The organism is Phenylobacterium sp. (assembly GCF_035276905.1).
Taxonomy (GTDB): domain Bacteria; phylum Pseudomonadota; class Alphaproteobacteria; order Caulobacterales; family Caulobacteraceae; genus Phenylobacterium.
Genome location: NZ_DATELG010000320.1, coordinates 1 through 12,807, shown reverse-complemented (window position 1 = coordinate 12,807; position 12,807 = coordinate 1). Strand labels below are relative to the sequence as shown.

Genomic DNA, 12,807 nt, shown 5'->3' with positions numbered 1-12,807 from the left:
CGAAGGATCGCTCCATGACCAAGACGCTGTCGCCGCAGACGATCGCCACCGTGAAGGCCACCGCGCCGGTGCTGGTGCAGCACGGCCTCGCCATCACCAAGCGCATGTACGAGCGGCTGTTCGTCGACGCCGAGATCAAGGCCCTGTTCGACGAAGCGGCCCAGGCCTCGGGCGAGCAGCCGAAGCGGCTGGCCGCTGCGATCGTCGCCTTCGCGCAGAACGTCGACAACCTGCCGGCGCTGGCGAGCGCGGTGGAGCGCATGGCCGAACGTCACGTCGCGACCAACGTGAAGCCCGAGCACTATCCGAAGGTCGCCGAGGCCCTGCTGCCGGCGATCCGCGACGTGCTCGGCGAGGCCGCGACCGACGAGGTGCTGGCCGCCTGGGGCGAGGCCTACTGGCTCCTGGCCGACGTGCTGATCGCCCGCGAGGCCCAGCTCTACGTCGACGCCGAGCCGGACGCGGCTTGACGTAGGCTTGACCCGCGGTCTTGAGCGGGCTCCCTCGCCGAGAACGCCCCCTCCGTCTCGCTTCGCGAGCCATCTCTCCCGTTGGCGGGGGAGCTGTCAGCGAAGCTGACTGAGGGGGCGTTCTGCCTCTATGAATCCCCCGGGGAACGGCAGACGGAGACAGCATGGAGCGCGATCGCCTGACGGCCTTCACCGACGGGGTGCTGGCCATCATCGTCACCATCATGGTGCTGGAGATGCGTCCGCCTCACGGGACGGAGCTCTCGGATCTCCTCAGGCTATGGCCGGTGTTCCTGAGCTATGTGCTGAGCTTCGTCTACGTCGGCATCTACTGGAACAACCACCACCACTTCTTCCAGCTGGTGCAGACCGTCGACGGCGGCATGTTGTGGGCCAACCTGCACCTGCTGTTCTGGCTGTCGCTGATCCCGTTCGCCACCGCCTGGATGGGCGAGAACCATTTCGCCCCGACGCCGACGGCCCTCTACGGCCTGTCGCTGCTGACGGCCGCCCTTGCATGGCTGGTCCTGCAGCAGGTCATCATCCGCGGCCAGGGGCCGGCCTCGCCGCTGCACCGGGCGCTGGGCGGCGACCTGAAGGGCAAGCTTTCGCCCTTCCTCTATCTCGCAGGCGCAGGTCTCGCCTATATCGACACCCGCATCTCGGGCCTGCTCTACACCGCCGTAGCCCTCATGTGGCTGATCCCCGACCGGCGGATCGAACAGCGCCTGAAGAGCGACGCCGAGGCGTCCTGAGAGGCGGTTTGCCCTGCGGCGTCATGCTCACTAGGGTGCCCGGCGCAGCGCGAGGAGGTCGGATGCAAGCCCGCAGGACAGCATTGGCGCTCGCCGCGGCCGCCTTGGTCCTCGCCGCCGAGGGCGCCCGCGCCGAGGAGGCGCCCGCTCCCGAGACCGCGCCGGCCCAGCCCGCCGGCGGCTTCAGCGGCAAGACCGAGATCGTGCCGGGGCCGGCGCTGCAGGTGGTTTTCGGCGATCGCGCCGTCTTCCACCTCGACGACAAGGGCGAGCCGGCGCTGGATTCGGTGGAGAAGGGGGAGCTGGCCATGGCCCATCCCGCCGGCGAGGTGAAGGAGAGCTTCGAGGCGCCCGGCCCTGGCAAGCTCGCCATCGCGCTCGACGGATCGCCGCAGAAGAAGGCCTCCTATCTGAAGGTCTGGAACGGCCTCGACCATCCGGTGCTCTACCGGGCGGCCGTGCTGGCCTTTCAGGACGGGGCGCTGAAGCCGGTCGCGGTGAAGGTCTGCGCCGCGCCTGCGGGCGGGACCAATTCACAGTCCTGGCCGGCGCCGATCGCCGCGGTGGCGGTGGCCGGCTTCACCGCTGCGCCGGACGACAAGACGTGCAAGTGAACATCCCCCAAACCGTTGAGCGAGGCGGCCGATGAGCGCCCAAGTCGAGACCGTCATCTTCGACCTCCTGGCCAAGGTCCCGGCCGGGAAGTCGATCTCGCCGGAGGAGGTGGCCCGCGCCGTGGATCCGGAGGGCTGGCGCCGGCTGCTGGGTCATGTGCGCGCGACCGCCGTCGGGCTGGCGCGAGCCGATCGGCTGGTGATCACGCGTCACGGCAAGCCCGCCGATCCGAATGATTTCAGGGGCGTCTACCGGCTGCGGCTGCCGCAGACGGCGCAGGTTCAACAGGAGACCGGTCAATGATCGTCATCTACGGCAGTTCGATGTCGCCCTTCGTGCGCAAGGCGATGGTGTTCGCCATCGAGAAGGGCATCCCCTTCGACCCGCAGCCGGGGGGCAGCCGCGCGACCGGGCCGGACTTCGCCAAGGCCAGCCCCTTCGGCAAGATCCCGGCGATGAAGGACGGCGACTTCATGCTCGCCGACTCCACCGCCATCGTCACCTATTTCGACGCCATCAAGCCCGAGCCGAACCTGATCCCGCTGGAGCCCAAGGCCCGCGCGCGGACCATCTTCTACGAGGAGTTCGCCGACACTCTGGCCTGCGACTGCGGCGGCAAGATCTTTTTCACCCGCGTGGTCGGGCCGAAGTTCCTGGGGCTGGAAACCGATCCGGCGGTCGCCGACCAGGCCCAGCGCGAGCAGTTCCCGAAGCTGGTCGACTATCTGGAGCGGGTGATTCCGGCCTCGGGCTACCTGGTGGAGGACCGTTTCACCCTGGCCGACATCGCCGTCGCCAGCCCCTTCGCCACCATGGCCATGGCCGACTGCGTGGTGGATCCCGCCACCCACCCGAAGACCGCGGCCTACCTCGCCGGCATCCTGGCGCGCCCGTCGTTCGCCGGCCTGATCGAGAAGGAGAGGGCGTTCCTGGCCGCCTGAGGGCCGCCGCCTAGTACCTTTGTCCGGTTGTTGGCCTTCCTTTCCCACGAAGTGGGAGAGGGGGACCGCGCGCCGAAGCCGGCGCTAGCCGGCTGGAGAGCGCGTGGTGGAGAGGGAAAGCCTTATCCGGAGAGGTCCGCGCGGCCCGGTCGATCCGCCGAGCCTGAGGCTTGCCCTCTCCACCATCGGCTCTTCGGCCGATGGTCCCCCTCTCCCGCGTACCGCGGGAAAGGAAGGGGCGCCCGGACCGGCCTGCGGCGCTCCGCCTCTGGCTCAAGGACGAGGTTGTCGCTTATCTATGGGGCGAGCGGACCTGCTGTCTGGCCGCCATCCTTAGTCCATGACGCGCATTCTCGCCGTTCTCCTCGCCGCCCTGACGCTGGCGGCCTGCACGCCGATGCTGGTCCAGGCGCCGGGCAGGACGCCGGTCGGCTTCGCGGGCCCGCGGTTCGACCACCATGCGGTGGTCAGCTTCGACGGCGCGCGGCTCGGCCTGACCGTCTGGGAGGCCAAGGGCGAACCCTGGGCGGTGATCGTCGGCCTCCACGGCATGAACGACTACGCCAACGCCTTTCACCTCGCCGCGCCCTGGTGGGCCGAGCAGGGGGTGACGACCATCGCCTACGACCAGCGCGGCTTCGGCCGCTCGCCGCAGCGCGGGATCTGGGCCGGCGACGCCCTGATGGTGGAGGACCTGCGCACCGTCGTGGCCCTGGCGCGCCAGGCCTACCCGCACGCCGTCATCGCCGTGGCCGGCGAGAGCATGGGCGGCGCAGTGGCGGCCGAGGCCTTCGCCTCGGACCGGCCGCCGGCCGCGGACCGGCTGGTGCTGCTGTCGCCGGCGGTGTGGGGCTGGAGCGCGCAGCCGCTGCCCTACAAGACCCTGCTGTGGCTGGCGGCCAACTTCAGCGCCGCCAAGGTCTACACCCCGCCCTCGTGGCTCACGCGCAAGATCACGGCCACCGACAACCGGGAGGAACTGATCGCCATGGGCCAGGACCCGCTGATGGTCTGGGGTGCGCGCTCCGACGCCCTCTACGGCCTGGTCGGCCTGATGGATCACGGCGCCGAGGCCATCGGCGGGATCAAGGCCCCGACGCTTTACCTCTACGGCGCGCACGACGAAATCATCCCCCGGCACGCCGCCCTGGCGGCCGCGCGCAAGCTGAAGGCCAGCGACCAGACGGCCTATTACGCCAACGGCTACCACCTCTTGATGCGCGACCTGCAGGGCGAGGTGGTCTGGCGCGACGTCCTGGCCTTCGTCCGCGACCCTTCGGCGCCGTTGCCCTCGGGCGTCCCGCCGATCGCCGGCGCGCCGGCGCTCAAGGCGGCCAGCTCCGGGGCGGGAGGCGGGTAGGATACCTTAGAAGTGCAGCCGCACCGCGGTCTGCAGGACGGTCTCGTCCTGCTTCGGCGCGTCGCCCGCCAGCGTCCGTCCGGGCCGCTTGCTGTCGATCTGCTGGGCTTCGAGGAACAGGTCCGCCCACGCGGCGAGCGGCTGGCGCCAGCCGCCGGTGATCGCCCAGCCGTGCTCGTCCGCCGCGTCGAGCTTGCGCAAGGTGTGGTCGTGGGCGTCGAAGGCGTCGAGGCGCAGGCTGAGCGCGCCCGGCCCGACGTCGCGGGTCGCCATCAGGTAGGCGGCGCGGAAGCCGACGTCGACCCAGGTCTCCGGGCGGGAGAAGCCCATCCAGGTGCGCCCCGCCAGCGCCTGGGCGCGGAGGCGGGTCGCCTGGTCCGGCGTCCACAGGGCCGAGACGGAGGTGAACCGGGTCTCCCAGGCCCACTGCAGGTCGCGCACGCTCGTCCGGTCGCCGCGGTTGTCGTAATGGAAGGCGGAAAGCGCCACCGGCGCCGGCGGCCGCCACTCCAGGCGCGCATAGTACCCGGGCCGATTGTCGATCTCCCAGGCCGGATAGGTCCCATCGTCCTGGTGGCGCGTCAGGAACGGCGTCAGCGGGGGGAGGGAGAACTCGGTCTGCACGCCGGTCCGCACCCCGTGCAGCGCCCAGCCGCGAAAGCTGACCAGGGCGCCGGAGGTGTCGTTCCAGCCGAACACGGCGCCTGTCGCGGTGACCTCGTGGTCGCCGAACCGATGCTCGAAGCTGAGCTCCGCGCCCGCGACCTTGACCTCCTCGCCGATCCAGCTGTTCAGGGCCGAGGCGGTCAAGAGGTCGCTCGTCGTCCAGCCGACGCCGCCATGTTCCAGCGAGACCGGCGGATAGAAGTAACCGACCCGGCCGCTGAGGCGGCCGTAGGGCCTCGGCGGCGCCTTCAGCTTCAGGAAGGCCTCGTCGAGGTCGAGCTTGGGATGGGTGTCCGCCTGCCATTGGCCGCTGACCACCGCGCTAATTCCGAAGCCGATGCGCGGCCGCCATTCGACCACCGCCTGGCTCAGGCCGGCGGCGCCGCGCCAGCCGTCGCCGCCGCCGGGGACCGCGCTCTTGCCGAAGCCGCCCTGGACCCAGCTGCGCTCGCCGTCGGTCCCGGCCCAGCGGATCTCCGCCATGCCCTTGAACGTGTCGCGGCCGAAGATCGCGTCCTGCGCCTGCGCGCCGCCCGAGCTCGTCAGGGCGGCGAGGGCGAGCGCCGCGGCGCGGAGCCAGGCTTTCGGCCGCATCTCAATACGCGCCATGCGGCATCGGCGCGGGCCTCAGATCGACGGTGACGGTGAGCGCGCCGCCGCCTGCGGGGATCGTGATCGGCCGCACGAGATCGCGGCCGCCGCGCAGGTAGGGATGCCAGACCGAAAGCTGCGCCGGTCCCGCCGGCAGGTCGTGGACGACCACCTCGCCGCGGGCGTCGGTCTTGGCGGCGTAAGGCGTGTCGACCACGCGGATGAAGCCGCTCATGTCGTCGTGGATGTTGCAACCCAGCGAGACGAGCCCCGCCTTGTCGAAGCGTACGCGGCGGGTCTCGTCGTGGCCGTAGAGCTTGAGCTCGAAGCTCTTGGCCGGGGAGAAGGAATAGACGTGGTGCTGGAACGGGTCGTGGTTGGGGAAGGCGACCTCCGCGCCGACCGGCGCGACCAGCACGAAGGGCCGAAACCGCATGTCCTTCTGCTCGACCACCATCGGCCAGGGGAAGCGGATCGGTCCCGGGTTCCCCATCCCCTGCGGCCGCACCATGATGACGGCGTCGGCCACCGGCCGGCCCTTCACGCCCAGCACGGCGACCTTGAGGTCGGCGGCCCGCGCCTGGGCGATGAGGCTCAGGGCCAGGGCGAACGCCGCGGCGCCTGCACGCACAGACCGCATCGGATCAGGCCGCCGCCGCGCCATCGGCGACGTCTCCGGCCTGCTCGAGCGCGGCCTCGATAGCCTCGACGAGCCGGTCGGCCTGGATCGGCTTGGCGACCACCCCGTCCATGCCGGCGGCGAGATATTCCTCGACCTGGTGGGTCATGACGTTGGCGGTGACCGCCAGGATCGGCGTGCGGCGGCCGCGTTCGGCCGCCCGAATGGCGCGCGTCGCCTCCACCCCGTCCATCTCCGGCATCTGGATGTCCATCAGCACGATGTCGAAGGCGGAGCCGGTGAAGGCTGCGACCGCCTCGCGCCCGGTGACGGCGAAGGTCAGCGCCACGCCCGCCGGCTCTAGCAGGGCCGCGAGGATCGTCCGGTTGGTCTCGTTGTCCTCCGCCGCCAGGATGCGCAAGCCGGCCGGCTCCGCGGCCGCCTCCTCCGGCGCGCGCTCGAAGGGCGCCGCCGCCGGCTCGAGGGGAAGCTCGAACGCGAAGGTCGAACCGCGGCCGAGCTCGCTCTCGACCGTCAGGTCGCCACCCATCAGGCCGACCAAGTCGCGGCAGATCGAAAGTCCGAGGCCGGTTCCGCCGAAGCGGCGGGTGGCCGAGCCGTCGACCTGGGCGAAGCGCTCGAAGATCTCCGCCAGCCGATCCTGCGGGATGCCGAGGCCGGTGTCCGCGACTTCGAAGCGCACGACCCGCGGCCCGCACTCCACGGCGAGGCGGACGGCGCCCGCCTCGGTGAACTTCACGGCGTTGGAGGCGAGGTTCGACAGAACCTGGCGCAGGCGCAGCGCGTCTCCGCGCCGCCAGCCGGCGTCCGCCCGGAGGGCGACCTCGAAGGCGATTCCCTTGTGCGCCGCCAGCGCGGCGAAGGGGGCGGCGGCGAGCTGCACGGCCGCGGCGAGGTCGAAGTCGCCGATCTCGATCTCCAGCTGGCCGGCCTCGATCTTCGAAAGGTCGAGGATGCTGTCCAGGAGCGCCAGCAGGCTCTCGCCGGACTCGCGGATGATGCTCAGCCGCCCTTGCTGGGCGCTGTCCTCGAGCTCCAGCGCGAGCACCTGAGTCATCCCCAGCACTCCGTTCAGCGGGGTGCGGATTTCGTGGCTCATGTTGGCCAGGAACTCGCTCTTGGCGCGGTTGGCGGCCTGGGCCTCGTCGCGCGCCTGCTCCAGCGCCGCCTCGCGCCGGGCGATGCCCTCGGCCATGCGGTTGAAGCTGAGGCCCAGGGCGGCGATCTCGTCGCGCCCCTCGACCGCGACCGCGCCGTGCTCGCCGCGTTCCAGCCGCTCGGCCGCGACGCTCAGCGCGGCCAGGGGGCGGGTGACCTGCTGGGCCACCGCCCAGGCGCCCGCCGCCAACAGGCCCAGGCCCGCGCCGCCGCTCAGCAGGACGATGGCCAGCAGGCCGCGGTAGGGCGCCAGCGCCTCGGCCAGCGGATAGCGCAGCAGCAGCGCCGTATTCGCCGGGCCGATGGTGCTCAGCGGCCGGACGATCTCGATCCACGGGCCGATCCTGTGCGCCGTCGGGCGCTGGCTCGGGGCCGCCCTCAGGACCGCCGCGGCGTGGTTGAGCTCGTCGGCGGAGAGGCCCTCTGCGCCCTGGATCCAGCGCCCGTCCGGGCTCTGCGCCAGGAGACGGGCGTGGAAGGCGATCGGCGAAAGCCGGACCAGGGCCGCCAGCTCCTGCTGGTCCAGCGGCGTGGCGAAGACCACCTCGCCGATCGGCGTCGGCGCCAGCACGGGAGCGGAGACCGTCTGGTGCGGGCCCGCCTGGAACAGCAGGACGCCGCTCGCCGGATCGTTGACGCCGGCGTCGTGCAGCCAGGCGGCGGCCGCGGCGGCCGAGCCCGCCCCCTCGCTGGCCAGCACCCGGCCGTCGGCGTCGACGACGAAGCCCAGCTTCATGCCGACGCGCCGGCGCAGGTTCTGCAGGGCCGAGCGGATCGTGGCCTGGTCGCGGGTGGCCACCGCTGCGCGGAAGCCGAAGTCGTGGGCCAGGAGGCCGGCGCTGGTCTCGAGCTGCGCGTTGCGCAGCTGCCAGACGCGGTCGAACACCACCGCGCTGGCGGCGAGCTCATGACTGACGGCGCGCTCGGTGTTGCGCTCGACCGAGACGTAAGCCGCCCCGACGATGCCGCACAGCACGAGGGCGATCAGCACCACGGAATAGACCGTCAGCTTGGTGCGGAAATGCCGGAACCGGGGCGTCCAGCGCGCGACTTGCGCGATGCGGCGGGGAAGCCCGCAAAGGCGCTCTCCGTCGTCCGCCGGCGCAGAGTGTCGCAAAGCCCGAATCCTGTCGTCGTTACCGCCTCTACTGTGGGCGCAAGGTTCTAATAGCCTCTGAATGGAGGCGGCCGGGCGGTTCGCAACACCTGCCGGCGGCCTCCTGACCAGCCGGACCGAGCAGCTCGGCCATGTTCTGTAATCTGAGTGTAATATGAAACGGATTGTAAGAACAAAGACGGAACGCTAGAATTGTCGGCATGGCGGTTCTCGACCCGAGGTGTCGGCTGGAGAACTGAGGCTTTTCCGATGCGTGTGGTGCGTCTGGGCTCGGAGACTGATTTCGAGGGTTGGCGCGGCGCCGCGCGGGCCTTACGCGCCCGCGGCATGCGGCCCCAGGATGTGCTCTGGACCGTGGATGGCGAGCTGTTCGGCGCGGCGGCTCCGCTTGCCCGAGAATCGCCGTTGCGCGCATCGGTCGAGCGCTCGATCTTCTATGTCCCGCGCGAGTTCATGGCGCTGGCCGAGGCGGTGGTGCTGCACCGGTCGGACGAGCGCTTCGACCTGCTCTACCGGCTGCTCTGGCGGATGGCCGGCGAGCCGAACCTCTTGCGCGCCGACGCTGACGCCGACGTCGCCAAGGCGCGCGCCTACGCCCGCCAGATCGACCAGGCGGTGCAGAAGATGAAGGCCTTCGTCCGCTTCCGGCTGGTCCACGACGCCGAGAGCGGGGAGGCCTATGTCGCCTGGTTCGAGCCGCCGCATCGGGTGGCCGAGCGGGTCGCTCCCTTCTTCGCCCGCCGCTTCGCCAACATGCGCTTTTCGATCCTGACGCCGGACGTCTGCGTGCACTGGGACACGAAGGCGCTCGCCTTCACGCCGGGCGCCGACCCGGCCGACGCGCCGGCGGCGGAGGCTTTGGAGGCGTATTGGCGCACCTACTGCGCCTCGGTCCTCAACCCGGCGCGGCGGAACCCGCAACCGATGCGCGGCGAGACGCCGCAGCGCTACTGGCGGAACCTGCCCGAGGCCCGGCTCATTCCCGAACTGGTCGCCCGCGCCGAGGCGCAAGTCGAAGAGATGGTCCGCCAGTCTCCCGCCGAACCTGCCCGCCGCATCGTCCGCGCCGCCCAGCGCGCCAGCCGCGATGCGCCCTTCGACGGCCAGGCGCCGACCAGCCTCGAGGAGGTCGCCGCCGGCGTGCAGCTCTGCCGCCGCTGCGAGCTGTGGCGCGAGGCCACCCAGGGCGTGGCCGGCGAGGGACCGGGGAGCGCACGGCTGATGTTCGTCGGCGAACAGCCCGGCGACCAGGAAGACCTCGCCGGCCTGCCGTTCGTCGGCCCCGCCGGCCAGATGCTCGACAAGGCGCTGGCGCAGGCGGGCGTGCCGCGCGCGCAGACCTACGTCACCAACGCCGTGAAGCACTTCAAGCACGAGCTGCGCGGCAAGCGACGGCTGCACAAGACGCCGGACGCCGGCGAGGTCGTCGCCTGCCGCTGGTGGATCGAGGCCGAGCGCCGGCTGGTGCGGCCCAGGGTCGTGGTGGCGCTGGGGGCCACCGCGGCGCTCTCGGTGTTCGGCAAGCCGACGCCGATCGCCAAGATGCGCCAGCAGGCCATCCAGCTGCCGGATCAGGCGCAGGGGGTGGTCACCTACCATCCCTCCTACCTGCTGCGGGCGCCCGACGCGGCCGCCAAGGCCAGGGCCTACGCAATGTTCGTCGAGGATCTCAAGTTCGCCTGGGAATTGGCGGCCTGATCTTATCACCCGAGGCCTTGCCGCCGCCGCTCAAGCGCGCGGCCATGCTGGAGGGCGCGGGGTGCTGGCCAAGCCGCGGTGAGCGCCGCTCAGCGCGCCAGCTCCTTCATCGCCCGCTCCAGGCCCTCCAGCGTCATCGGGAACATGCGCTCGCCGATCAACTGCTTGATCAGGGCGGTCGACGGCGTGTGGCCCCACTGCCGCTCGGGGGTGGGATTCAGCCAGACCGCGTGCTCATAGATGTCGGCCACGCGCTGCAGCCAGACTGCGCCCGCCTCCTCGTTCCAGTGCTCCACCGAGCCGCCGGCGTGGGTGATCTCGTAGGGGCTCATGGCAGCGTCGCCGACGAACACGATCTTATAATCGTGCGGGAACTTGTGGAGCACCTCCCAGGTCGGGATCTTCTCGGCCTGGCGGCGATGGTTGTCCTTCCAGACGGCCTCGTAGAGGCAGTTGTGGAAGTAGAAGAACTCCATGTTCTTGAACTCGGCCCGGGCCGCCGAGAACAGCTCCTCGCAAACCTTGACGTGGGCGTCCATCGAGCCGCCGATGTCGAGGAACAGCAGCACGCTGATCTTGTTGCGCCGCTCGGGGCGCAGCTGGATGTCGAGGTAGCCCTTCTCCGCCGTCCCGCGGATGGTGCCGGGCAGGTCGAGCTCGTCGGCCGAGCCCTCGCGCACCCAGCGCCGCAGACGGCGCAGCGCGACCTTGATGTTGCGCGTGCCGAGCTCGACGGAGTCGTCGAGGTTCTTGTACTCCCGCTTGTCCCAGACCTTCACCGCGCGGCCGTGGCGGCCCTTGTCCTGGCCGATGCGCACGCCCTCGGGGTTGTAGCCGTAGGCGCCGAACGGCGAGGTCCCGCCGGTGCCGATCCACTTGTTCCCGCCCTCGTGGCGCTTCTGCTGCTCCTTGAGGCGCTCGGCCAGCGTCTCCATCAGCTTTTCGAAGCCGCCCATGGCCTCGATCTGCGCCTTCTCCTCTTCGGTGAGGAATTTCTCGGACATCTTCCGCAGCCATTCGGCCGGGATGTCGGCCTCCAGGCCGTCGTCGACGCGCTCAAGCCCCTTGAACACGTGGCCGAAGACCCGGTCGAACTTGTCGAGGTTCTTCTCGTCCTTCACCAGGGCCGCGCGCGACAGATAGTAGAAGTCGTCCACCCGCCGGTCGATCACCGCCCGGTCGAGGGCCTCCATCAGCACGAGGTACTCCTTCAAGGTCACCGGGACCTTGGCCTCGCGCAGCTCGGTGAAGAAACGCATGAACATCGTTCAAGGATAGGCCATCCATCCCTTAATGGGGAGGGACAGCTCGCCCCCGGGACCGGCTGACGGCCGGCCTGAGGACAGGCTCCGGCGAGCAGGGTGGGGAGGGGAGATTAAGCCTCGACGGCCTTCAACTTGCGCCACACGGTCATGCGCGAGACGCCCAGGCGCCGCGCGATTTCGACCGGACCGACGCCGGCGCGCTGCAGCTCCAGGATCTCGTCGGCGGCGGGCCGGCGGCGGCGCGGAACGGGGTGAGGCTCGATGGAGGCGACGGCTTCCAGCGCGGCCCGCAGGGCGCGACCGCCCGCGCCTTCGCTGGTCAGCTCGGGCTCGGCCACGACCAGCACCGCGCCGCGCTGCTGCAGCCGGTCGAGCACGTCGAGGATGGCGCGGCCCGAGGCGCCCAGGTTGTTCAGGCGGGTGACGACCAGCTGGTCGCCGGCCCCGACGAAGTCGAGGATGGAGAGCAGGACCGCGGCCTCGTCGGCCCCGCCGACGTGCGGCTCTTCCGCCCGGACCACGTGGCAGCCGAGCGCTTTCAGGGTGGCCGTCTCGGCGGCCGAATCCTGGTCCCTCAAGCGAACGTAGCCGATCCTCAACATCTCGCCCCGAGTCCCTCCTTGGTTACGGCCCATATAACATTAAAATCCGAAATGTCCGCCCTGCAGCCGACGGTCGCAGGTTAATTCGCTGAAATTTTCTTCGGTGAACGCCCTTCACTTAGGCGAAAACATGTCTGCTTCAATTAAGCTAGGGCGCCTCATTAGAAAATCTCTCCGCACACCGCCTCAAGATGAACTCCCGGTCGACCGTCTGGCCGACGGCGAAGCCATACTCGCCGACCTTGACGAAACCGCGTCGCCCGTAGAGCCGTTGGGCGCCCAAGTTCTCCGACCAGACGCCGATCCAGACCGTCCGCGGCCCGGCCTGAATCAGCCAGCCGAGCGCGGCGTCCAGCAACCGGCCGCCCAGCCCGCCGCTCTGGGCGCGGCGCAGCAGGTAGAGCCGCTTCAGTTCGCCATCCTCCGGTCGAACCTCCGGATGCGGAAGGCCGCAGGGGCCGGCCAGGGCGTAGCCGACCACCTCGCCGGCCGCCTCCGCCAGCCAGAGGGCCTGCGCCGGATCGGCGAGGTCGGCGCGGATCCGTTCGAGGCCGTGCGCCTCCGCGAGGAAGCGCGCCAGGTCGCCCGGCGGATAGAGGTGGCCGAAGGTCTCGGTGAAGGTCGCGGCGCCAATGACCGACAGCGTCTCGGCGTCGGCGAGTGTGGCGCGGCGCAGGATCGGTTCTTGCAAAGGGCCGGGTTCGGTCTTTGATAGGCGGGTCATGGATGTGGCGCTCTACACCCACGCCGACATGTTCGACCACCGTCCCGGCGAATGGCATCCGGAGCGGCCAGAGCGGCTCGCCGCCGTGGTCGCGGCGCTGGAGGACGCGCCCGACCTCTGCCTGATCCCCTCCGACGCGCCGCTGGCGGAGCGGGGCGACCTGGAGCTGGTTCATCCGCATGCCTATGTCGAGCGCATCCTGACG

Annotated in this window: 13 protein-coding genes and 1 pseudogene; 8 read left to right on the top strand and 6 right to left on the bottom strand. The window is 70.6% G+C overall.

The genetic code is table 11. The features are described from left to right. The 6 genes from VJS38_RS15015 to VJS38_RS14990 all read left to right on the top strand — a co-directional run. Positions 1-470: globin domain-containing protein (locus VJS38_RS15015; protein WP_324088959.1), on the top strand; the 470-nt coding region annotated here is incomplete at its 5' end. A 164-nt stretch (positions 471-634) separates the two neighbouring features. Beyond that, positions 635-1,225: a TMEM175 family protein gene (locus VJS38_RS15010; RefSeq protein WP_324088958.1), complete on the top strand. Its 591-nt coding sequence runs from the start codon at positions 635-637 to the stop codon at positions 1,223-1,225. 62 nt (positions 1,226-1,287) lie between these two features. Further along, the gene (locus VJS38_RS15005) at positions 1,288-1,839 is read left to right on the top strand and encodes a hypothetical protein (protein ID WP_324088957.1); all 552 of its coding nucleotides are present in this window, start codon (positions 1,288-1,290) and stop codon (positions 1,837-1,839) included. Positions 1,840-1,870: 31 nt separating this feature from the next. Then, positions 1,871-2,143, top strand: a complete 273-nt coding sequence (locus tag VJS38_RS15000) for a DUF3253 domain-containing protein (protein ID WP_324088956.1) — start codon at positions 1,871-1,873, stop codon at positions 2,141-2,143. Next, a complete protein-coding gene (locus VJS38_RS14995) occupies positions 2,140-2,781 on the top strand; it encodes a glutathione S-transferase family protein (protein WP_324088955.1) in 642 nt (213 codons plus the stop codon). Before VJS38_RS15000 ends, VJS38_RS14995 begins: the two co-directional genes overlap by 4 nt. A 340-nt stretch (positions 2,782-3,121) precedes the next feature. Beyond that, entirely contained in the window at positions 3,122-4,141 is a 1,020-nt protein-coding gene (locus tag VJS38_RS14990; RefSeq protein WP_324088954.1) for an alpha/beta fold hydrolase, read from the top strand. Between the two features lie 6 nt (positions 4,142-4,147). On the opposite strand, the gene VJS38_RS14985 is transcribed toward VJS38_RS14990, so the two are convergent. From VJS38_RS14985 to VJS38_RS14975, 3 genes are read right to left on the bottom strand one after another with little or no spacing between them, the layout of a single operon-like run. Next, complete coding sequence (locus VJS38_RS14985) at positions 4,148-5,401, bottom strand: hypothetical protein (RefSeq protein WP_324088953.1); 1,254 nt, start codon at positions 5,399-5,401, stop codon at positions 4,148-4,150. A gap of 1 nt (position 5,402) precedes the next feature. After that, complete coding sequence (locus VJS38_RS14980) at positions 5,403-6,038, bottom strand: methylamine utilization protein (RefSeq protein WP_324088952.1); 636 nt, start codon at positions 6,036-6,038, stop codon at positions 5,403-5,405. 4 nt (positions 6,039-6,042) lie between these two features. Then, positions 6,043-8,313: a hybrid sensor histidine kinase/response regulator gene (locus VJS38_RS14975; RefSeq protein ID WP_324088951.1), complete on the bottom strand. Its 2,271-nt coding sequence runs from the start codon at positions 8,311-8,313 to the stop codon at positions 6,043-6,045. Positions 8,314-8,562: 249 nt separating this feature from the next. On the opposite strand from VJS38_RS14975, the gene VJS38_RS14970 reads away from it, so the two are divergent. After that, entirely contained in the window at positions 8,563-10,011 is a 1,449-nt protein-coding gene (locus tag VJS38_RS14970; RefSeq protein WP_324088950.1) for a UdgX family uracil-DNA binding protein, read from the top strand. 89 nt (positions 10,012-10,100) lie between these two features. Here VJS38_RS14970 and VJS38_RS14965 read toward each other — a convergent pair whose 3' ends face one another. From VJS38_RS14965 to VJS38_RS14955, 3 genes are all read right to left on the bottom strand, one after another. Next, positions 10,101-11,276, bottom strand: coding sequence for a VWA domain-containing protein (locus tag VJS38_RS14965; RefSeq protein WP_324088949.1), 1,176 nt, complete (start codon positions 11,274-11,276; stop codon positions 10,101-10,103). 110 nt (positions 11,277-11,386) lie between these two features. After that, positions 11,387-11,878, bottom strand: a complete 492-nt coding sequence (locus tag VJS38_RS14960; protein ID WP_324088948.1) for a recombinase family protein — start codon at positions 11,876-11,878, stop codon at positions 11,387-11,389. Positions 11,879-12,026: 148 nt separating this feature from the next. Continuing rightward, positions 12,027-12,602 (bottom strand): GNAT family N-acetyltransferase, encoded by a 576-nt coding sequence (locus tag VJS38_RS14955; protein WP_324088947.1) that lies wholly within the window; start codon positions 12,600-12,602, stop codon positions 12,027-12,029. Here VJS38_RS14955 and VJS38_RS14950 point away from each other — a divergent pair. Continuing rightward, positions 12,601-12,807 (top strand): annotated as a pseudogene (locus tag VJS38_RS14950) (histone deacetylase family protein); the annotation flags it as partial. The gene VJS38_RS14955 and the pseudogene VJS38_RS14950 sit on opposite strands and share 2 nt — an antisense overlap.